This window comes from Streptomyces sp. NPDC007084, from assembly GCF_040703595.1.
Lineage (GTDB): Bacteria > Actinomycetota > Actinomycetes > Streptomycetales > Streptomycetaceae > Streptomyces.
Window position 1 is genome coordinate 162,849 of the sequence record NZ_JBEYFY010000006.1, and the last position, 19,726, is coordinate 182,574.

The 19,726-nt window shown below is 69.2% G+C and carries 18 protein-coding genes and 1 tRNA gene; 16 read left to right on the top strand and 3 right to left on the bottom strand.

Going from position 1 to position 19,726, the window contains the following annotated elements:
* Positions 1-208 precede the first annotated feature (208 nt).
* From AB0912_RS08370 to AB0912_RS08390, 5 genes are all read left to right on the top strand, one after another.
* On the top strand, positions 209-661 hold the full coding sequence (locus AB0912_RS08370; protein WP_366697167.1) for a MaoC family dehydratase N-terminal domain-containing protein: 453 nt from the start codon (positions 209-211) through the stop codon (positions 659-661).
* A gap of 1 nt (position 662) precedes the next feature.
* Positions 663-1,091 (top strand): MaoC family dehydratase, encoded by a 429-nt coding sequence (locus AB0912_RS08375; protein WP_366697168.1) that lies wholly within the window; start codon positions 663-665, stop codon positions 1,089-1,091.
* Between the two features lie 336 nt (positions 1,092-1,427).
* The gene (locus AB0912_RS08380) at positions 1,428-1,997 is read left to right on the top strand and encodes a helix-turn-helix domain-containing protein (protein WP_366697169.1); all 570 of its coding nucleotides are present in this window, start codon (positions 1,428-1,430) and stop codon (positions 1,995-1,997) included.
* A gap of 99 nt (positions 1,998-2,096) precedes the next feature.
* On the top strand, positions 2,097-3,749 hold the full coding sequence (locus AB0912_RS08385) for a DHA2 family efflux MFS transporter permease subunit (protein WP_366697170.1): 1,653 nt from the start codon (positions 2,097-2,099) through the stop codon (positions 3,747-3,749).
* 166 nt (positions 3,750-3,915) lie between these two features.
* On the top strand, positions 3,916-4,971 hold the full coding sequence (locus AB0912_RS08390) for a UDP-N-acetylmuramate dehydrogenase (RefSeq protein ID WP_366697171.1): 1,056 nt from the start codon (positions 3,916-3,918) through the stop codon (positions 4,969-4,971).
* Positions 4,972-5,069: 98 nt separating this feature from the next.
* Here AB0912_RS08390 and AB0912_RS08395 read toward each other — a convergent pair whose 3' ends face one another.
* A complete protein-coding gene (locus tag AB0912_RS08395) occupies positions 5,070-5,702 on the bottom strand; it encodes an NAD(P)H-binding protein (RefSeq protein ID WP_366697172.1) in 633 nt (210 codons plus the stop codon).
* Positions 5,703-5,862: 160 nt separating this feature from the next.
* Here AB0912_RS08395 and AB0912_RS08400 point away from each other — a divergent pair, with 160 nt between their 5' ends.
* Positions 5,863-6,495, top strand: a complete 633-nt coding sequence (locus AB0912_RS08400; RefSeq protein ID WP_366697173.1) for a helix-turn-helix domain-containing protein — start codon at positions 5,863-5,865, stop codon at positions 6,493-6,495.
* 30 nt (positions 6,496-6,525) lie between these two features.
* Here the strand turns inward: AB0912_RS08400 and AB0912_RS08405 are convergent, their stop codons facing one another.
* Together AB0912_RS08405 and AB0912_RS08410 are read right to left on the bottom strand one after the other, a co-directional pair.
* Positions 6,526-7,545 (bottom strand): adenosine deaminase, encoded by a 1,020-nt coding sequence (locus tag AB0912_RS08405; RefSeq protein WP_366697174.1) that lies wholly within the window; start codon positions 7,543-7,545, stop codon positions 6,526-6,528.
* Between the two features lie 169 nt (positions 7,546-7,714).
* On the bottom strand, positions 7,715-8,941 hold the full coding sequence (locus AB0912_RS08410; protein ID WP_366697175.1) for a pyridoxal phosphate-dependent aminotransferase: 1,227 nt from the start codon (positions 8,939-8,941) through the stop codon (positions 7,715-7,717).
* A 248-nt stretch (positions 8,942-9,189) separates the two neighbouring features.
* Here AB0912_RS08410 and AB0912_RS08415 point away from each other — a divergent pair.
* From AB0912_RS08415 to rpoB, 10 genes are all read left to right on the top strand, one after another.
* Positions 9,190-9,262 (top strand) — tRNA-Trp (locus AB0912_RS08415).
* 108 nt (positions 9,263-9,370) lie between these two features.
* Positions 9,371-9,649: a preprotein translocase subunit SecE gene (gene secE / locus AB0912_RS08420; RefSeq protein ID WP_366697176.1), complete on the top strand. Its 279-nt coding sequence runs from the start codon at positions 9,371-9,373 to the stop codon at positions 9,647-9,649.
* A 77-nt stretch (positions 9,650-9,726) separates the two neighbouring features.
* Complete coding sequence (nusG, locus tag AB0912_RS08425; RefSeq protein WP_366697177.1) at positions 9,727-10,608, top strand: transcription termination/antitermination protein NusG; 882 nt, start codon at positions 9,727-9,729, stop codon at positions 10,606-10,608.
* Positions 10,609-10,801: 193 nt separating this feature from the next.
* On the top strand, positions 10,802-11,236 hold the full coding sequence (gene rplK, locus AB0912_RS08430; protein WP_010986329.1) for a 50S ribosomal protein L11: 435 nt from the start codon (positions 10,802-10,804) through the stop codon (positions 11,234-11,236).
* A gap of 94 nt (positions 11,237-11,330) precedes the next feature.
* On the top strand, positions 11,331-12,056 hold the full coding sequence (gene rplA / locus AB0912_RS08435; protein ID WP_366697178.1) for a 50S ribosomal protein L1: 726 nt from the start codon (positions 11,331-11,333) through the stop codon (positions 12,054-12,056).
* 190 nt (positions 12,057-12,246) lie between these two features.
* Positions 12,247-13,155 carry a hypothetical protein gene (locus AB0912_RS08440; protein ID WP_366697179.1) on the top strand — a complete coding sequence of 303 codons (909 nt, stop codon included), beginning with the start codon at positions 12,247-12,249 and terminating at the stop codon, positions 13,153-13,155.
* A gap of 121 nt (positions 13,156-13,276) precedes the next feature.
* Positions 13,277-14,119, top strand: a complete 843-nt coding sequence (locus AB0912_RS08445; protein WP_366697224.1) for a DUF1396 domain-containing protein — start codon at positions 13,277-13,279, stop codon at positions 14,117-14,119.
* A gap of 391 nt (positions 14,120-14,510) precedes the next feature.
* Positions 14,511-15,041, top strand: coding sequence for a 50S ribosomal protein L10 (gene rplJ, locus AB0912_RS08450; protein WP_366697180.1), 531 nt, complete (start codon positions 14,511-14,513; stop codon positions 15,039-15,041).
* Between the two features lie 110 nt (positions 15,042-15,151).
* On the top strand, positions 15,152-15,538 hold the full coding sequence (gene rplL / locus AB0912_RS08455; protein WP_366697181.1) for a 50S ribosomal protein L7/L12: 387 nt from the start codon (positions 15,152-15,154) through the stop codon (positions 15,536-15,538).
* Between the two features lie 640 nt (positions 15,539-16,178).
* Positions 16,179-19,664, top strand: coding sequence for a DNA-directed RNA polymerase subunit beta (rpoB, locus tag AB0912_RS08460; RefSeq protein WP_366697182.1), 3,486 nt, complete (start codon positions 16,179-16,181; stop codon positions 19,662-19,664).
* Positions 19,665-19,726: the final 62 nt, after the last annotated feature.

Consider the following 19,726-nt stretch of genomic DNA (forward strand, 5'->3'; position numbering starts at 1 on the left):
CCTTCGCGGGGGGCGGCCTCGCGTCGTTGTGCGACCTTGTGCACGTGTACAACCGTGTCCGGTACGGGTCCTCCGTACGGATCCCCCGGTAGGTGTCCGGTACGGATCTCCCGGTACAGATCCCCCGGTACGGGTTCCCCGGCAGGTGTCCGGTACGACCGGGTCCGCCGGTGTCAGAGAGTGAAGACAACCAGGAGGTGCCGAGCCGATGGCGCTCGACCAGTCCTTCGTGGGGCGGTCCTACCCGCCCACCGACCCCTACGAGGTCGGCCGGGAGAAGATCCGCGAGTTCGCGGAGGCCGTCGGAGACGGTAACCCCGCGTACACGGACCCCGAGGCCGCGCGAGCACTCGGGCACCCCGACGTGATCGCCCCGCCGACCTTCGTGTTCGCCATCACCTTCAAGGCCGCGGGCCAGGTCGTCCAGGACCCGCAACTGGGCCTCGACTACAGCCGGGTGGTGCACGGTGACCAGAAGTTCGCGTACACCCGCCCGGTGCGCGCGGGTGACCGGCTCACGGTCACCTCGACCATCGAGTCGATCAAGTCCCTGGCGGGCAACGACATCCTGGACGTCCGGGGCGAGGTCCACGACGAGGCGGGCGAGCATGTCGTGACGGCGATCACCAAGCTGGTCGCGCGCGCGGCGGAGGTGGGCTGACATGGCGGCGAAGATCTCTTACGCGGACGTCGAGGTCGGCACCGAGCTGCCCGCCCAGACCTTCTCGGTGACGCGTGCCACGCTCGTGCAGTACGCGGGCGCCTCCGGGGACTTCAACCCGATCCACTGGAACGAGAAGTTCGCGGTCGAGGTCGGTCTCCCCGACGTCATCGCGCACGGCATGTTCACCATGGCCGAGGCCGTCCGGGTCGTGACCGACTGGGTCGGCGATCCGGGCGCGGTCGTGGAGTACGGCGTCCGCTTCACCAAGCCGGTCGTCGTCCCCAACGACGACAAGGGCGCCACCATCAAGGTCAGCGCCAAGATCGGCGCCAAGCTCGACGACAACACCGTCCGCGTCGACCTCACGGCCACGAGCGCCGGCCAGAAGGTGCTGGGGATGTCCCGCGCGGTCGTACGGCTGGCCTAGCGGTCGAGTGGTTGGCCTGGCGGTCGTGCGAGTGGCGTAGAGGGTGTACGGCCGGTCTAGCGGTCGTGCGACCGGCCCGAGCGGCCGGCCCGTAGCGCCCGGCACATGGTCGGTGCGTGGTTGGTGCACGCTCGGCCCACGGTCAAGGACTCCGGTAAGGGGCGCCCGCCTATTGCGGACGCCCCTTACTCGTCTATTGCGGACGCCTCTACTCGTCCCGCCCTCGTCCCCGCCTCGTCGCCCCTGGGAGCCCCCTTCCGGCGCCCCGAACCCGCTTCCGGCAACCCCGCCGCACCCCCCTTGACGTAGTTAGTGATTGAGTACTAACTTAGCCGCATGGTCAGGATGAGCGCAGAGGAGCGGCGCGAGAGCGTCATCCGCGCGGCGATGAGCGAGTTCGCCCGGGGCGGCTATGACGGCACGTCCACGGACGCGATCGCCAAGCGCGTGGGTGTCTCGCAGCCGTATCTCTTCCGCCTCTTCCCGAGCAAGAAGGCGATCTTCCTGGCGGCCGCCGAGCACTGCATGGAGCTGACGCGGCGCACCATGGGAGACGCCGCCGAGGGTCTGGAGGGCGAGGAAGCCCTGCACTCCATGGCGAACGCCTATGTGAAGGTCATCTCGGAGCACCCCGAGCGACTGCTCATGCAGATGCAGATGTACGTCGCGGTGGCGGCGGCCGAGGAGGCCGGCGATCGCGAGCTGGGCGAGGCGGTACGGGCCGGCTGGATGCGGCTCTGGGACACGGTTCACCTGCCGCTCGGCGCACGGTCCGAGGACACGGCGACCTTCATGGCGTACGGCATGCTCATCAACTGCCTGGTGGCGATGGGGTTCCCGCCCGAGCACCGGGTCTGGGAAGGGCTGTACCCGTCGGCGCGGGTCACGGGCCGGCTGGAGAAGTAAGTAGGGGCGCTGCGAGGGCGGATTTCCGCGCCTTTTCGTGCCCGCGAAAGTTAGTCATCAATAACTAACCGATGATCCACGCATCTCTCTGGGGGAGCGATGTCACAGCGGACGGCACGGACAGAAGAGAACGGACCCGCGGGAGCGGACGCCGGCGGCTCGGCGAAAGCCAACGGGCCGGCGGAAGCGAACGGGCCGGCGGAAGCCGACGGGCGGGCGGAAGCCAACGGCCCCGCGGACCAGGACGGACCCGGCTCGCCGGCCAAGCGGCGTGGCGGTGCCGGATGGGCCCTCGTCATCACCAGCGTCGCCGGATTCATGGCGGCCCTCGACAACCTCGTCGTCACCACAGCGCTGCCCTCGATCCGCGAGGACCTCGGGGGAGCGCTGGACGACCTCGAATGGACCGTGAGCGCCTACACGCTCACCTTCGCCGTCCTGCTGATGTTCGGCGCGGCCCTCGGTGACCGGTTCGGGCGCCGCCGCCTCTTCCTGGTCGGCCTGAGCATCTTCACCGGAGCATCCGCCGCCGCGGCCATGGCCCCCGGCATCGACTCCCTGATCGCCGCCCGGGCCGTCCAGGGCGTCGGCGCGGCGATCATGATGCCGCTGACGCTGACCCTGCTGACCGCCGCGGTCCCGGCCGCGCGACGCGGAATGGCGTACGGGATCTGGGGCGCCGTCAACGGACTCGCGGTCGCCTCCGGGCCGCTCATCGGCGGCAGCCTCACCGAACACGTCTCCTGGCACTGGATCTTCTGGCTGAACGTCCCGCTGGGCCTCGCCGTCCTCCCGCTCGCCCGGCTGCGGCTCGCCGAGTCCTTCGGCAACGGCAACCCGCTCGACTTCCCCGGCACCCTGCTCGCCAGCGGCGGTCTCTTCGGCATCGTCTACGGCCTGGTGCGCGGGCCCGCCGAGGGCTGGACCACCCCGTTCGTGCTCACCGCCCTGTTCGCGGGCTCCGCGCTGCTCGCCGGATTCGTGGTGCACGGCAGCCGGGCCAGGAACGCGATGCTCCCCATGCGGCTCTTCCGCTCCCGTGCCTTCGCCGGGATCAACGCGGCCAGCCTGCTGATGTTCCTCGGCATGTTCGGCTCGATCTTCCTGCTCAGCCAGTACATGCAGGGCGTGCTCGGCTACTCGCCGACCGAGGCGGGCCTGCGGATGCTGCCCTGGACCGGCATGCCGATGCTCGTCGCGCCCATCGCCGGCTACCTGTCCGACCGGATCGGCGGGCGCCCCGTGGTGGCGACCGGGCTCTTCCTCCAGGCCGCCGGACTCGCGTACTACGCCTCCGTGGTGGCCGCCGACGCCTCGTACGGCGCGCAGTTGCCCGCGCTGATCATCAGCGGCATCGGGATGTCCCTCTACTTCGCCCCCGCGTCCAACCTGGTGATGTCCAGCGTCCGGCCGCAGGAGCAGGGCATCGCCTCCGGCGCCAACAACGCGCTCCGCGAGGTGGGCGGCGCGCTCGGCATCGCGGTCATGTCCTCGATCTTCTCGGCGCAGGGCGGTTACGCGACGGCGCAGACCTTCGTCGACGGACTGCGGCCCGCGCTGGTCGTCGGCGCCGGGGTGGTGGCCCTCGCGGGTCTCGCCACCCTGGCCATCCCGAGGACCCGGCGCCCGGAGGGCACCGAGCAGGACGGCACGCAGGCCCCCGCTTCCGAGGCGGACCACGCGGACCAGGGGGACCAGGCGGGCCAGGAGGAGACGGCCGGGGCCGCTCGGCTGGAGCCCGCCTCCCGCTGAGCCCTGGGGCGACCTCCGGAACCTCTCCGCGTACGACGAGAACGGCCCCGCTCGACCGGCGGGGCCGCTCTCGTCTCTCGTCCCGTCGTCGCAGCCGGGCCCGGCGTGGTGCACCTGCGCGCACCGGTGGCCGGGACGGTCCGCGCCTTCTCGTAGTCTTGGGCCCGTGCTGGAACTCCACGATGCCCCGCTCGCCCCGCTGACCACCTTCCGGCTCGGCGGCCCGGCCGCCCGGCTGATCACCGCCACGACCGACGCCGAGGTGGTCGCCGCCGTGCGCGAGGCCGACGCCGCCGGGACGCCGCTGCTGCTGATCGGCGGCGGATCGAACCTGGTCATCGGCGACAAGGGCTTCGCCGGTACGGCCCTGCGCCTCGCCACCGAGGGCTTCTCGCTCGACGGTACGACGCTGGAGCTTGCCGCCGGTGAGGTGTGGACCGACGCGGTCGCCCGCACCGTCGAGGCCGGGCTCGCCGGGATCGAGTGCCTGGCGGGCATCCCCGGCTCCGCGGGCGCCACCCCGATCCAGAACGTGGGCGCGTACGGCCAGGAAGTGTCGTCGACGATCAGCGAAGTGATCGCCTACGACCGGAAGACGGGCGAGACGGTCACGCTGACCAACGCCGAGTGCGCCTTCTCCTACCGCCACAGCCGCTTCAAGGCCGAGCCCGACCGCCATGTCGTGCTGCGTGTCCGCTTCGAGCTGGAGGACGCCGACGGCCTCTCGGCGCCGGTCAAGTACGCCGAGACCGCCCGCACGCTCGGCGTGGAGCCCGGCGACCGCGTTCCGCTCGCCGACGCCCGCGAGACCGTCCTGAAGCTCCGCGCGGGCAAGGGCATGGTGCTCGACCCCGAGGACCACGACACCTGGTCCGCCGGGTCGTTCTTCACCAACCCGATTCTCACCGACGAGGCGTTCGCCGCGTTCCACGCGCGCGTGAAGGAGCGCCTCGGCGCCGACGCCGTACCGCCCGCCTACCCCGCGGGCGAGGGGCACACCAAGACTTCCGCGGCCTGGCTGATCGACAAGTCGGGGTTCGCCAAGGGCTACGGGACCGGACCCGCGCGCATCTCGACCAAGCACACGCTGGCCCTCACCAACCGGGGCGAGGCCACCACCGAGGACCTGCTCGCGCTGGCCCGCGAGGTCGTCGCCGGAGTCCGCGAGGCCTTCGGGATCACCCTCGTCAACGAGCCGGTGACGGTCGGCGTCAGCCTCTGACACGCCCGGCCCGCCCGGTCCGCCCGGCCGGCCCGGCCCGCCCGGTCTGCGCGGTCCGCTCGGCCCGTCCGGTTCCCCGGTGACGCCCGGCGGACGTCCTAGTAGGCGACCCCCACCCCCTGCTTCACCGTCGCCGGGTCGTCGGTCATCGCCAGCATCGCGTGGGCCACGTCGGCGCGTCCGATGAACCGGCCCCGGGGCGGGAAACCGCCCACGACCGTGCGGTAGGACCCGGTCAGCGGCTTGTCCTGGAGGCGCGGCGGGCGTACGGACGTCCAGTCGGTGGCGCTCGCGGCCAGCGCCGCCTCCATCTCCCGCAGGTCGGCGTACACGTCCTTCAGGAGCGACGAGATCATGCCGCGCATCGCGCGGTCGAGGAACCCGTCCTCCACGGCGGCCGGCCCGACCGGGCCGGCGCTGACCACGAGCAGGCGCCGCGTCTGCTCGGCCTCCATCGCGCCCAGCACCGTACGGGTGAGCCGGGCCGCGACCCCGGCGTCCTTGCGGCGTCGCGCGCCGAGCCCGGACAGCACCGCGTCCCGGCCGGCGACGGCGGAACGCAGCGCCCCCGGGTCGGTGAGGTCCGCGCGGAACACCTCCAGACCCGCGCCGGTGACGGACAGCCGCGCCGGGTCCCGTACGACGGCGGTGACCTCGTGGCCCGCGCCGAGGGCCTGCCGGACGATCTCCTGGCCGATGCCTCCGGTGGCACCGAGAACGGTGAGTTTCATGGCCTGCTCCCCAAGGGTGGGCGGATGTGGATGAGGCGAGAGGGGGGTGGAGGTGAGTGGAGGTGGGTGAGTGTTCACTCACCCTTGCTCCTTCTAGAGTGGGTAAGTACTCACCCACCCGTCAACCCCGCGAGGACGCGCCGTGGAATCCTTGGGCCCCATGCAGCAGACATCCGCCGCCGAACCCGCGCGGTCGAAGCCGGCCCGGATCCGTATCCTCGACGCCGCGCACGAGCTGATGCTCACCCTCGGCCTCGCCCGGGTCACCACCAAGGAGATCGCCAAGGCGGCCGGCTGCTCCGAGGCGGCCCTCTACAAGTACTTCGCCGGCAAGGAGGAGCTGTTCATCCGCGTCCTGGAGGAGCGGCTGCCCCGGCTCGGCCCGCTGCTGGAGCGGCTGATGTCCGAACCGGCGGAGCACTCCCTGGAGGAGAACCTCACCGACATCGCCCGCCAGGCGGCCCTGTTCTACGAGCAGAGCTTCCCGATCGCCGCCTCCCTGTACGCGGAGACCCAGCTCAAGCGGCGCCACGACGCGGCGATGCGGGCCATGGGCGCGGGCCCCCACGTGCCGATCCACGGGGTCGCCGCCTATCTGCGCGCCGAGCAGCGGGCCGGGCGTGTCCAGCCCGGTGCCGACACCTACGCCGCCGCCTCGCTGCTGCTGGGCGCCTGCGCGCAGCGCGCGTTCGCCTACGACGCCACCGAGGACGGCACACCCCCGCCGCTCGACACCTTCGCGTCGGCGCTCGCCCGCACCCTGCTCGCCGGGATCGCGCCGGCCGCCCCCTGACCCGCAGCCCCGGGACCCGCCCTCGGAGAGCTAGGAGGCCAGCCAGTCGTCGACGCCGGACAGGAGTTTCGCGCGTACGTCCTCCGGCGCGGCCGAGGCGCGGATCGACTGCCGGGCCAGCTCGGCCAGTTCCGCGTCCGTGAAGGCGTGGTGGCGCCGGGCGATCTCGTACTGGGCGGCGAGCCGTGATCCGAAGAGCAGCGGATCGTCCGCACCGAGGGCCATCGGGACCCCGGCTTCGAACAGAGTCCTGAGGGGTACGTCGGCCGCCTTCTCGTAGACACCGAGGGCGACGTTCGAGGCGGGGCACACCTCACAGGTGACCCCACGGTCGGCGAGCCGCTTGAGCAGCCGGGGGTCCTCGGCGGCCCGCACCCCGTGGCCGATCCGGGAGGCGTGCAGGTCGTCCAGGCAGTCGCGGACCGAGGCGGGCCCGGTCAGCTCGCCGCCGTGCGGCGCGGACAGCAGCCCGCCCTCCCGCGCGATCGCGAAGGCCCGGTCGAAGTCCCGCGCCATGCCGCGCCGTTCGTCGTTGGAGAGCCCGAAGCCGACGATCCCGCGGTCCGCGTACCGCACGGCGAGCCGGGCCAGCGTGCGGGCGTCCAGCGGGTGCTTCATGCGGTTCGCGGCGACCAGGACGCGCATCCCGAGACCGGTGTCCCGCATGGCCGAGTCGACCGCGTCCAGGATGACTTCCAGGGCCGGGATGAGCCCGCCGAGCCGGGGCGCGTACGACGTCGGGTCGACCTGGATCTCCAGCCACCCGGAGCCGTCCTTGATGTCCTCTTCGGCGGCCTCGCGGACCAGCCGCCGGATGTCCTCGGGCTCGCGCAGACAGGCCCGGGCCGCGTCGTACAGGCGCTGGAAGCGGAACCAGCCGCGCTCGTCGGTCGCCCGGAGTTTCGGCGGTTCCCCGCTGGTCAGCGCGTCCGGCAGGCGTACCCCGTACTTGTCGGCCAGCTCCAGCAGGGTCGTGGACCGCATCGACCCGGTGAAGTGCAGGTGCAGATGGGCCTTCGGCAGTTCACTTACATCACGTACGCGCTCCATCCCAGGATCCTGCCGCACCCGGACGCCGTGCCGGTAGCGCTTTCCCTGATCGTGAGCTTGCCCGAACGCACGAACGGGGGCCGGCCACCGGATGGGTGGCCGGCCCCCGCACGCGCGCGTGGAGCACGATGTCACCGGCGCCCGAGGGCGGCCCGGGACGGGAGAGACGTCAGTCCGTCGCCTCGGCGAGCAGCTTCTGGAGCCGGCTGACGCCCTCGACGAGGTCCTCGTCACCGAGGGCGTACGACAGCCGCAGATAGCCCGGCGTGCCGAAGGCCTCGCCCGGGACGACCGCCACCTCGACCTCCTCCAGGATCAGCGCGGCCAGCTCGACCGTGTCCGCGGGGCGCTTGCCGCGGATCTCCTTGCCGAGGAGCCCCTTCACCGAGGGGTAGGCGTAGAAGGCGCCCTCGGGCTCGGGGCAGACCACGCCCTCGATCTCGTTCAGCATGCGCACGATGGTCTTGCGGCGGCGGTCGAAGGCCTCGCGCATCTTCGCGACGGCCGACAGGTCGCCCGAGACGGCGGCGAGCGCGGCGACCTGGGCCACGTTCGACACGTTGGACGTGGCGTGCGACTGGAGGTTGGCCGCGGCCTTCACGACGTCCTTCGGGCCGATGACCCAGCCCACGCGCCAGCCGGTCATGGCGTACGTCTTGGCGACGCCGTTCACCACGATGCACTTGTCGCGCAGCTCGGGCACCACCACGGGCAGCGAGTGGAACTCGGCGTCGCCGTAGACCAGGTGCTCGTAGATCTCGTCGGTCAGGACCCACAGGCCCTTCTCGGCGGCCCAGCGGCCGATCGCCTCGATCTGCTCGCGGGTGTAGACCGCGCCCGTCGGGTTGGACGGCGAGACGAAGAGCAGCACCTTGGTGTTCTCGGTGCGGGCCGCTTCGAGCTGCTCGACCGAGACGCGGTAGCCGGTGGTCTCGTCGGCGACGACCTCGACCGGGACACCGCCGGCGAGACGGATGGACTCCGGGTAGGTGGTCCAGTACGGCGCCGGGACGATGACCTCGTCGCCCGGGTCGAGGATCGCGGCGAAGGCCTCGTAGATGGCCTGCTTGCCGCCGTTGGTGACGAGGACCTGGGCGGCCTCCACCTCGTAGCCGGAGTCGCGCAGGGTCTTCGCCGCGATGGCCGCCTTCAGCTCGGGGAGCCCGCCGGCCGGCGTGTAGCGGTGGTACTTGGGGTTCGAGCAGGCCTCGATGGCCGCCTGCACGATGTAGTCGGGGGTGGGGAAGTCGGGTTCACCGGCGCCGAAGCCGATCACCGGACGTCCGGCGGCCTTGAGGGCCTTGGCCTTGGCGTCCACGGCGAGAGTGGCGGACTCGGAGATCGCGCCGACTCGGGCGGAGACCCGGCGCTCGGTGGGAGGGATTGCAGCGCTCATGGGACCCATCGTTTCAGACCGGAAACGCCCCCGGCACGCGGGTTTCACAGACTGAACAGCGGCAGAACATCCGTCCGCATCCACCGGCCCCACCAGTCGATCTTCAGCGGAGAAGACCCGGGCGGACACTTTCTGTTCGACGCCCGGCTCGCGAGCACGTACACTCTCACCTCGTTGGCCTTCACCGGCCGCACTCACCCGGTGCACACCGAGCACCCGGGCGGATGCGGTACGTTGGGGGAAATCAAAGGGTCGTAGCTCAATTGGTAGAGCACTGGTCTCCAAAACCAGCGGTTGGGGGTTCAAGTCCCTCCGGCCCTGCTACACACACCTTTCGCCAGGATGTGTGCGCATGTACGTACTGCAATGCACCGCCGTGCGGCTCCACCGGGCGCGGCACGGCCACGACCCGGAATCAGGTGAGGACGAGTGACGGACGCCGTGGGCTCCATCGACATGCCTGATGCCGAGGCGCCCGAGTCCAAGAAGCCCCGCAAGGGCGGTAAGCGTGCCAAGAAGGGCCCGCTGAAGCGCCTTGCCATCTTCTACCGCCAGATTGTCGCGGAGCTCCGCAAGGTCGTCTGGCCGACTCGCAACCAGCTCACGACGTACACCACCGTGGTGATTGTCTTCGTCGTCATCATGATCGGCCTGGTGACCGTGATTGACTATGGGCTCAACCACGCCGCCAAGTACGTCTTCGGCTGAGCCGAGAGCGAAGGGCGCCGTCACCGGCGCCCCTTTCGCGCGTTCCACCCCCATGTATCCAGGAAGAAGCAGCCACCGTGTCTGACCCGAACCTGAACGGCGCCTCCGAGTCGGTCGAGTCCGTTGACGACGAACTCGAGATCGTCGAGGGAGCGGACGTCGTGGACGAGTTCGAGGCTGCCGATGCCGCCGCGGACGAGCCCGCCGAGGACGCGGCCCTGCACGTCGAGGACGAGTCCGGTGCGGACGTCGCGGACGAGGACGTGCCCGCCGAGGCCCTCGTCGCCGACGAGGCCGACGCCGAGGCCGAGGAAGCCGAGGCCGAGGAAGAGGCCGAGCCCGTCGACCCCGTGACCGCCCTCCGCGAGGAGCTGCGCACGCTCCCGGGCGAGTGGTACGTCATCCACACGTACGCCGGTTACGAGAACCGCGTGAAGACCAACCTCGAACAGCGTGCCGTCTCGCTGAACGTCGAGGACTTCATCTTCCAGGCCGAGGTGCCGCAGGAAGAGGTCGCGCAGATCAAGAACGGCGAGCGCAAGACCATCAAGCAGAACAAGCTCCCGGGCTACGTCCTGGTCCGCATGGACCTGACGAACGAGTCCTGGGGCGTCGTCCGCAACACCCCCGGCGTCACCGGCTTCGTGGGCAACGCCTACGACCCGTACCCGCTGACCCTGGACGAGATCGTCAAGATGCTCGCCCCGGAGGCCGAGGAGAAGGCCGCCCGCGAGGCCGCCGAGGCCGAGGGCAAGCCCGCCCCGGCGCGCAAGGTCGAGGTCCAGGTGCTGGACTTCGAGGTCGGCGACTCGGTCACCGTCACCGACGGCCCCTTCGCCACGCTCCAGGCCACGATCAACGAGATCAACGCCGACTCGAAGAAGGTCAAGGGCCTGGTCGAGATCTTCGGCCGCGAGACCCCGGTCGAGCTGTCCTTCGACCAGATCCAGAAGAACTAGCGCCTTCTGGACGTACGTCTTCCGAACAGGTCAGACGGGCTATCGCGGCCGGTCTGACCTGCTCGGTTTTTAGCCGCGCATGGATACCCGTTATCGTTGTGCGGTATGCCTCCATCCGGATCATTGATCCGACTGGGGGCAGCCGTCCGGGGCGACTCGGACGTAGGAAGGCGAAAACGAAAGAGGACCCGGAATGCCTCCCAAGAAGAAGAAGGTCACGGGGCTCATCAAGCTCCAGATCCAGGCCGGTGCGGCCAACCCGGCTCCGCCGGTCGGCCCCGCGCTCGGTCAGCATGGCGTCAACATCATGGAGTTCTGCAAGGCCTACAACGCCGCGACCGAGTCGCAGCGTGGCTGGGTCATCCCGGTGGAGATCACGGTCTACGAGGACCGCTCCTTCACCTTCATCACCAAGACCCCGCCGGCCGCCAAGATGATCCTCAAGGCCGCGGGTGTCGAGAAGGGCTCCGGCGAGCCGCACAAGACCAAGGTCGCCAAGATCACCCAGGCGCAGGTCCGCGAGATCGCCACGACCAAGCTGCCCGACCTCAACGCCAACGACCTGGACGCCGCGTCGAAGATCATCGCCGGCACCGCCCGTTCCATGGGCATCACGGTCGAGGGCTGACACCCACCTTCGTAGGAAATCAGCGGCCTCGGCCGCACGTGGCAGGGCCTGCTCGGCCCACACCACGACTCCTCAGAACACATCAGGAGCAGTAGTGAGCAAGCGCAGCAAGTCTCTCCGCGCTGCGGACGCCAAGGTCGACCGGGACAAGCTCTACGCCCCGCTCGAGGCCGTCCGTCTCGCCAAGGAGACCTCCACCAGCAAGTTCGACGGCACCGTCGAGGTCGCCTTCCGCCTGGGTGTCGACCCGCGCAAGGCCGACCAGATGGTCCGTGGCACCGTGAACCTGCCGCACGGCACCGGCAAGACCGCCCGGGTCCTGGTCTTCGCGACCGGTGACCGTGCTGCGGCCGCGGAGGCCGCGGGCGCCGACATCGTCGGCTCCGACGAACTGATCGACGAGGTCGCGAAGGGCCGTCTGGACTTCGACGCCGTCGTCGCCACCCCGGACCTCATGGGCAAGGTCGGCCGCCTCGGCCGCGTGCTCGGTCCCCGTGGTCTCATGCCGAACCCCAAGACCGGCACCGTGACCCCCGACGTCGCCAAGGCTGTCACCGACATCAAGGGCGGCAAGATCGAGTTCCGCGTCGACAAGCACTCGAACCTGCACTTCATCATCGGCAAGGTGTCCTTCGACGACACCAAGCTGGTGGAGAACTACGGCGCGGCCCTCGACGAGATCCTTCGTCTGAAGCCGTCGGCCGCCAAGGGCCGCTACATCAAGAAGGCCGCGATCAGCTCGACGATCGGCCCCGGCGTCCCCGTCGACCCCAACCGCACCCGCAACCTCCTCGTCGAGGAGGACCCGGCCGCCGTCTGAGCCCTCCGCTCACCCCGGTGACCGCGTCGCGCACGCGTATGTGAAACGGGCCCCGCAACCTTTCGAGGTGCGGGGCCCGTCTTCATGTCCGGAACCCTTCCTCGGCGAACGCCCGGGCGGGAATTTCCGGTACGTGTGTCAGTGGCCTGCGTTAGCGTGCGGTCACAGGAATCGCATAGGGGTGGGACCAATGAACAGCAGCATCGTGCGCCGCGTGAGCCTTCCGCTCGCGCTGACCGCCGCGCTCGCGGGCCTGACCGCCTGCAACTCCTCGGACACGTCGGGGAGTTCGGGCAAGGACGACAAGGCGGTGCACCGGGCCGCCACCCATGTGAGCCCCATAGCCGCCCTGCGCTCCGCGGAGCGGTCCACCGACGGCGCGGACTCCGCGAAGGTCGAGTCGACCACGTCCATGGGCACGCTGATGGACATGAAGGCCGACGGTGTCATGGGCTGGTCCCACGGCCTCACCGGCACGATGACCATCACCTACACGGGCGGCACCCTCGCCGACACCATGCGGCGGGCCGGCAGCACCACCATGCAGGCCCGGTACCTCTCGGACGCCTACTACGCGCGGATGAGCGACACCTTCGCCCGGCAGGCGGGCGGCAAGCACTGGATCCGGTACGGGTACGACGACCTCGCCCGGTTCGGCGGCAGCTCGGGCGCGTATCTGAAGGACCAGATGCGGAACACCACGCCGAACCAGTCGGTGAAGCTGCTGCTGGCGTCCGGCGACGTCCGCGAGGTCGGCCCGGAGACCGTGCGCGGCCGGCGCACCACGCACTACTCCGGCACGGTCGACGTCTCCGACCTGGCGGCCCGCTCCTCCCACCTGAGCGCCGGCCAGCTCGCCGACCTCAAGAAGCAGCTCACCGCGGCCGGCGTCAGCACCGAGAAGGTCGACATCTGGGTCGACGGCGACGACCTGCTGGTCAAGAAGGTCGAGAAGGGCGAGCTGACGAGCGGCACGATGACCTCGACGGCGTACTACAGCGACTACGGGACGAAGGTCCCGGCCCAAAAGCCGCCGGCCGCCGACACCGCCGACTTCAGGGACCTCCTGAAGAGGCAGGGCGGCGCCACGGAGGGCTGAGCCGTGGGGCGCCAGGACCGAAAACCCTGAGGATCATGACCGGTCCCCTCAGGTATGTTCATGGCACATCTGAAGCTGTGAATCGCTCATCTGTTTCCTGGGGGGAATCTTGAGTCTCGCTGTGCACACCTCGGTACGACGCGGAGCGACCGGCGCGGCCCTCGCGGCGCTGGTCCTGGGCGGGGGAGCGGTGGCCTGTTCCAAGGGCGCCGACGAGTCGCCGGAGATGACGCCCGCGGCGGCCGTCGCCAAGGCCGCGAAGAACACCGAGGACATCACGTCCCTGCACTACCGGATGACCGGCAAGGTCCCGGAGTCGGGCAAGGTCGCCGCCGAAGCGTCGATGAGCATGAAGCCGCCGGCCATGAGCATGAAGATGACCGCCGCGAACTCGGGCGACGACGGACCGGTCGAGATGCGGGTCGTGGACGGCGCGATGTACGTCGGCGGGGGGAAGCCCGACCCGGAGATGGGCGGCAAAAGCTGGATCAAGTTCGACATGTCCGCGCCCGAGGCCGGCACGGGGTCCGAAGGCGACCCCTTCGCCGACGGCCAGGCCGACAGGAACCCGGCGGCCGAGTCCACCTTCCTCACCGGCTCGAAGAACGTGAAGAAGGTCGGCACCGAGACCGTCCAGGGCGTGAAGACCACGCACTACAAGGGCTCGGTCACCCTGGACTCGCTCCGCAAGACCCTCAAGGGCGAGGACAAGGCCGTCCGCGAGCAGCGCGAGAAGAGCCTTGAGCAGTACGAGAAGATGGGCGTCGACACGCTCACGATGGACACCTGGATCGACGGCGGGGACCGCACACGCCAGTTCCGCCTGCGCGGGACGGCCGACAAGGGCCCGCTCGACGTGACCATCACCTTCCTCGACTACAACAAGCCGGTGACGGTGAAGGCCCCGCCGGCCAAGGACACCGCCGACCTCGCCGAGATCATCAAGGGCGCCCAGGAAGAGTGATCCGGGCGCTGACCGGGGGTGACCCGGCGGTCCGCCGGCCGGGGTGACCGGGGGTGACCCGCCGGTCGGCCGGCCGGGGTGACCGGGTCCGGCGGCGGCCCGGGCACTGGGCCGTTCGGCCGGATTTGCTTGACGGAGTCCCCTTCACGTACTCTCCTCCAGAAGCCAAAGACCGCTGGTCGTTGCCTCGTGCTCGCAAGAGGGCGTGGTGGCCGAAGGATCCGCTGAAACTGCGGACGACCCGCGTAGGTGACTGTGGACATGTTCCCGGACCTCGCCGCCCAGCGTGCGGATCGTCCGGTCGAGCTACGCCCCGTGCGCCTGCGCCGGGGCGTTTTGTTGTGTCGGCCCCTTCTGAGCGGTCCTCATCACCCGGAAGGAGGCCACGCTTATGGCAAGGCCCGACAAGGCTGCCGCGGTAGCCGAGCTGGCGGACCAGTTCCGCAGCTCGAACGCCGCCGTGCTGACCGAGTACCGGGGTCTCACCGTGGCGCAGCTCAAGACGCTGCGTCGTTCGCTCGGTGAAGACGCCCAGTACGCCGTGGTGAAGAACACGCTGACCAAGATCGCGGCCAACGAGGCCGGGATCTCCACGCTCGACGACCTGTTCAACGGTCCGACGGCGGTCGCCTTCATCACCGGTGACCCGGTGACGTCGGCGAAGGGTCTTCGTGACTTCGCCAAGGACAACCCGAACCTCGTCATCAAGGGCGGCGTCCTTGACGGCAAGGCGATGTCCGCCGACGAGATCAAGAAGCTCGCGGACCTCGAGTCCCGCGAGGTTCTGCTCGCCAAGCTGGCGGGCGCCTTCAAGGGCAAGCAGACGCAGACTGCTCAGCTCTTCCAGGCGCTTCCCTCGAAGTTCGTCCGCACCGCGGAGGCGCTTCGTGCCAAGCAGGCCGAGCAGGGCGGTGCCGAGTAATTCGGCTCGCGCATTGACCGCCGCCTGACGGCGACGGTCGCAGCGGGCCGAACGTACGCCCGCCTCACCAGTACATCCGGCACCTGCCGAATTAGTGGAAGGACGCCATCATGGCGAAGCTGTCCCAGGAAGAGCTGCTCGAGCAGTTCGAGAACCTCACCCTCATCGAGCTGGCCGAGTTCGTGAAGGCCTTCGAGGAGAAGTTCGACGTCACCGCCGCCGCGGCCGTCGCCGTCGCCGCCGGTCCGGCCCAGGGTGGTGGCGAAGCCGCCGCCGCCGAGGAGCAGGACGAGTTCGACGTCATCCTCACGGGTGCCGGCGACAAGAAGATCCAGGTCATCAAGGTCGTGCGTGAGCTGACCTCGCTGGGTCTGAAGGAGGCCAAGGACCTCGTCGACGGCGCTCCGAAGCCGGTCCTCGAGAAGGTCGCCAAGGAGGCCGCCGAGAAGGCCGCCGAGTCCCTCAAGGGCGCCGGCGCCTCCGTCGAGGTCAAGTAACCCGACGAGCCCCTCCAGGGCTCCTGTGAAGCTGCCACAGCCGCTCACGTAGCGCTGTAACGCTGACGCACCGAAGAGCGATCACCCAACTGGGTGGTCGCTCTTCGGCGTTGCCGGGGGTCCCCGAAGCGGCTGCCTTGCACTGCAGGTCACGACGAGTATGGTGATCTTCGTTGTGCCTCCCGCGGCCCTGTGACAGGCAGAGAGACGGGTTGTGGGGCGGGCCGCACGTGACGATCGCGGCACACGCTTTGGGCCTGGGGGGCCTTGACGAACCGCACGCAGCGCGCAATTCTCAGGACGCGTCGTCACAACGATCCGTATCCGAGGCATGGATCGGCGGCGAAGAGGGCAGTATCGATGTGCATCGAGGGCATGGCTTGCGGCAGGTGTTGAGGACGAAGAAGAGGGTCTCCACAACCGGGACTGGACATCAGTGGGCCAAGTGGCTACACTGACCCTTTGCGCTGCCTGTTAGCTGCCTCCTGCCCGTCACCAGGGGCATACCCATGCTGGAGCATCGACGATCGGATCATCTCTGACCTGGCCTTATACGGCCTGACAGAGAAAGGCCCGATGCTGTGTCCGACATGGGACCGGTACGCGCGTAGTGAGTCCGAGCCCTCGGAAGGACCCCCTCTTGGCCGCCTCGCGCACTGCCTCGACCGCGAATACGAACAACGGCGCCAGCACCGCCCCGCTGCGCATCTCCTTTGCAAAGATCAAGGAGCCCCTCGAGGTTCCGAACCTTCTTGCGCTGCAAACCGAGAGCTTCGACTGGCTGCTCGGAAACGACGCGTGGAAGGCTCGTGTCGAGGCGGCTCTGGACAGCGGACAGGACGTCCCCACCAAGTCCGGTCTGGAGGAGATCTTCGAGGAGATCTCCCCGATCGAGGACTTCAGCGGGTCGATGTCCCTGACGTTCCGCGACCACCGCTTCGAGCCCCCGAAGAACTCCATCGACGAGTGCAAGGACCGCGACTTCACGTACGCGGCCCCGCTCTTCGTCACCGCCGAGTTCACCAACAACGAGACCGGCGAGATCAAGTCCCAGACGGTCTTCATGGGCGACTTCCCGCTCATGACCAACAAGGGCACCTTCGTCATCAACGGCACCGAGCGTGTCGTCGTGTCGCAGCTGGTCCGCTCGCCGGGTGTCTACTTCGACTCCTCCATCGACAAGACGTCCGACAAGGACATCTTCTCCGCGAAGGTCATCCCGTCCCGGGGTGCCTGGCTGGAGATGGAGATCGACAAGCGCGACATGGTCGGTGTCCGCATCGACCGCAAGCGCAAGCAGTCCGTCACCGTTCTCCTGAAGGCTCTCGGCTGGACCACCGAGCAGATCCTCGAGGAGTTCGGCGAGTACGAGTCGATGCGCGCCACCCTGGAGAAGGACCACACCCAGGGCCAGGACGACGCGCTGCTCGACATCTACCGCAAGCTGCGTCCGGGCGAGCCGCCGACCCGTGAGGCCGCGCAGACGCTTCTGGAGAACCTCTACTTCAACCCGAAGCGCTACGACCTCGCCAAGGTCGGCCGGTACAAGGTCAACAAGAAGCTGGGCGGCGACGCCCCGCTCGACGCCGGGATCCTGACCGTCGAGGACATCATCTCGACGATCAAGTACCTGGTGAAGCTGCACGCCGGTGAGACGGAGACCGTCGGCGACAACGGCACGTCGATCGTCGTCGAGACCGACGACATCGACCACTTCGGCAACCGCCGTCTGCGCAACGTCGGCGAGCTCATCCAGAACCAGGTCCGCACGGGTCTGGCTCGTATGGAGCGCGTCGTCCGCGAGCGCATGACGACTCAGGACGTCGAGGCGATCACGCCGCAGACCCTGATCAACATCCGGCCGGTCGTCGCCTCCATCAAGGAGTTCTTCGGCACCAGCCAGCTCTCGCAGTTCATGGACCAGAACAACCCGCTGTCGGGTCTCACCCACAAGCGCCGTCTGTCGGCGCTCGGCCCGGGTGGTCTCTCCCGTGAGCGGGCGGGCTTCGAGGTCCGTGACGTGCACCCGTCGCACTACGGCCGCATGTGCCCGATCGAGACCCCCGAAGGCCCGAACATCGGCCTGATCGGCTCGCTCGCCTCCTACGGCCGGGTCAACGCGTTCGGTTTCGTCGAGACCCCGTACCGCAAGGTCACCGGCGGTGTCGTCACCGACGAGGTCGACTACCTGACGGCCGACGAGGAGGACCGCTTCGTCATCGCGCAGGCCAACGCGCCGCTGACGGACGAGCTCCGCTTCGAGGAGTCCCGCGTCCTGGTCCGCCGCCGTGGCGGAGAGGTCGACTACGTCCCCGGTGACGACGTCGACTACATGGACGTCTCCCCGCGCCAGATGGTGTCGGTCGCGACCGCCATGATCCCGTTCCTGGAGCACGACGACGCCAACCGTGCCCTCATGGGCGCGAACATGATGCGCCAGGCCGTTCCGCTCATCAAGTCCGAGGCGCCGCTGGTCGGCACCGGCATGGAGTACCGCTGCGCGGTCGACGCCGGTGACGTCCTGAAGTCGGAGAAGGACGGTGTGGTCCAGGAGGTCTCCGCGGACTACATCACCACCGCCAACGACGACGGCACGTACACCACGTACCGCCTGCACAAGTTCTCCCGGTCGAACCAGGGCACCTCTGTCAACCAGAAGGTCGTCGTCGACGAGGGCGCCCGCGTGATCGAGGGCCAGGTCCTGGCCGACGGTCCCGCGACCGAGGACGGCGAGATGGCCCTCGGCAAGAACCTGCTCGTGGCGTTCATGCCGTGGGAGGGTCACAACTACGAGGACGCGATCATCCTGTCGCAGCGCCTCGTGCAGGACGACGTCCTCTCCTCGATCCACATCGAGGAGCACGAGGTCGACGCCCGTGACACCAAGCTCGGCCCCGAGGAGATCACCCGGGACATCCCGAACGTCTCCGAGGAGGTCCTCGCCGACCTCGACGAGCGCGGCATCATCCGTATCGGTGCCGAGGTCGTCGCCGGCGACATCCTCGTCGGCAAGGTCACGCCCAAGGGTGAGACCGAGCTGACGCCGGAGGAGCGCCTGCTGCGCGCGATCTTCGGTGAGAAGGCCCGCGAGGTCCGCGACACCTCCCTGAAGGTCCCGCACGGCGAGATCGGCAAGGTCATCGGTGTCCGCGTCTTCGACCGTGAGGAGGGCGACGAGCTGCCGCCGGGCGTGAACCAGCTGGTTCGTGTCTACGTGGCGCAGAAGCGCAAGATCACGGACGGTGACAAGCTCGCCGGCCGCCACGGCAACAAGGGTGTCATCTCGAAGATCCTGCCGATCGAGGACATGCCGTTCCTGGAGGACGGCACCCCGGTCGACATCATCCTCAACCCGCTGGGTGTCCCGTCCCGAATGAACCCGGGACAGGTCCTGGAGATCCACCTCGGCTGGCTCGCCAGCCGCGGCTGGGACGTCTCCGGGCTCGCGGACGACTGGGCGCAGCGCCTTCAGGCCATCGGTGCCGACCAGGTCCCGCCGCGGACCAACGTCGCCACCCCCGTCTTCGACGGTGCGCGTGAGGACGAGCTGGCCGGTCTCTTCGAGCACACCCTGCCCAACCGCGACGGTGACCGCCTGGTCCTCCCGTCCGGCAAGGCGCGGCTGTTCGACGGCCGCTCGGGTGAGCCGTTCCCGGACCCGATCTCGGTCGGCTACATGTACATCCTCAAGCTCCACCACCTGGTCGACGACAAGCTGCACGCCCGGTCGACCGGCCCGTACTCGATGATCACCCAGCAGCCGCTGGGTGGTAAGGCTCAGTTCGGTGGTCAGCGCTTCGGTGAGATGGAGGTGTGGGCGCTGGAGGCATACGGCGCCGCCTACGCCCTCCAGGAGCTGCTGACGATCAAGTCCGACGACGTCACCGGCCGCGTGAAGGTCTACGAGGCCATCGTCAAGGGCGAGAACATCCCTGAGCCCGGCATCCCCGAGTCCTTCAAGGTGCTCATCAAGGAGATGCAGTCCCTCTGCCTCAACGTGGAGGTGCTGTCCAGCGACGGTATGTCCATCGAAATGCGTGACACCGACGAGGACGTCTTCCGCGCGGCGGAGGAGCTCGGCATCGACCTGTCCCGGCGCGAGCCGAGCAGCGTCGAAGAGGTCTGACGGGAGTCCGGCCGGGCCTTGGCCACCTGTGGAAAGGGTGATCAAGGCCCGCCGGCCCCAGG

What these genes read in the sequence shown, in the direction of transcription:
- AB0912_RS08370 (WP_366697167.1), top strand. Translation starts at nt 209, where the DNA reads ATGGCGCTCGACCAGTCCTTCGTGGGGCGGTCCTACCCGCCCACCGAC.
- AB0912_RS08375 (WP_366697168.1), top strand. Translation starts at nt 663, where the DNA reads ATGGCGGCGAAGATCTCTTACGCGGACGTCGAGGTCGGCACCGAGCTG.
- AB0912_RS08380 (WP_366697169.1), top strand. Translation starts at nt 1,428, where the DNA reads ATGGTCAGGATGAGCGCAGAGGAGCGGCGCGAGAGCGTCATCCGCGCG.
- AB0912_RS08385 (WP_366697170.1), top strand. Translation starts at nt 2,097, where the DNA reads ATGTCACAGCGGACGGCACGGACAGAAGAGAACGGACCCGCGGGAGCG.
- AB0912_RS08395 (WP_366697172.1), bottom strand. Translation starts at nt 5,702, where the DNA reads ATGAAACTCACCGTTCTCGGTGCCACCGGAGGCATCGGCCAGGAGATC.
- AB0912_RS08400 (WP_366697173.1), top strand. Translation starts at nt 5,863, where the DNA reads ATGCAGCAGACATCCGCCGCCGAACCCGCGCGGTCGAAGCCGGCCCGG.
- AB0912_RS08405 (WP_366697174.1), bottom strand. Translation starts at nt 7,545, where the DNA reads ATGGAGCGCGTACGTGATGTAAGTGAACTGCCGAAGGCCCATCTGCAC.
- AB0912_RS08410 (WP_366697175.1), bottom strand. Translation starts at nt 8,941, where the DNA reads ATGAGCGCTGCAATCCCTCCCACCGAGCGCCGGGTCTCCGCCCGAGTC.
- rplK (WP_010986329.1), top strand. Translation starts at nt 10,802, where the DNA reads ATGCCTCCCAAGAAGAAGAAGGTCACGGGGCTCATCAAGCTCCAGATC.
- AB0912_RS08440 (WP_366697179.1), top strand. Translation starts at nt 12,247, where the DNA reads ATGAACAGCAGCATCGTGCGCCGCGTGAGCCTTCCGCTCGCGCTGACC.
- rplJ (WP_366697180.1), top strand. Translation starts at nt 14,511, where the DNA reads ATGGCAAGGCCCGACAAGGCTGCCGCGGTAGCCGAGCTGGCGGACCAG.
- rplL (WP_366697181.1), top strand. Translation starts at nt 15,152, where the DNA reads ATGGCGAAGCTGTCCCAGGAAGAGCTGCTCGAGCAGTTCGAGAACCTC.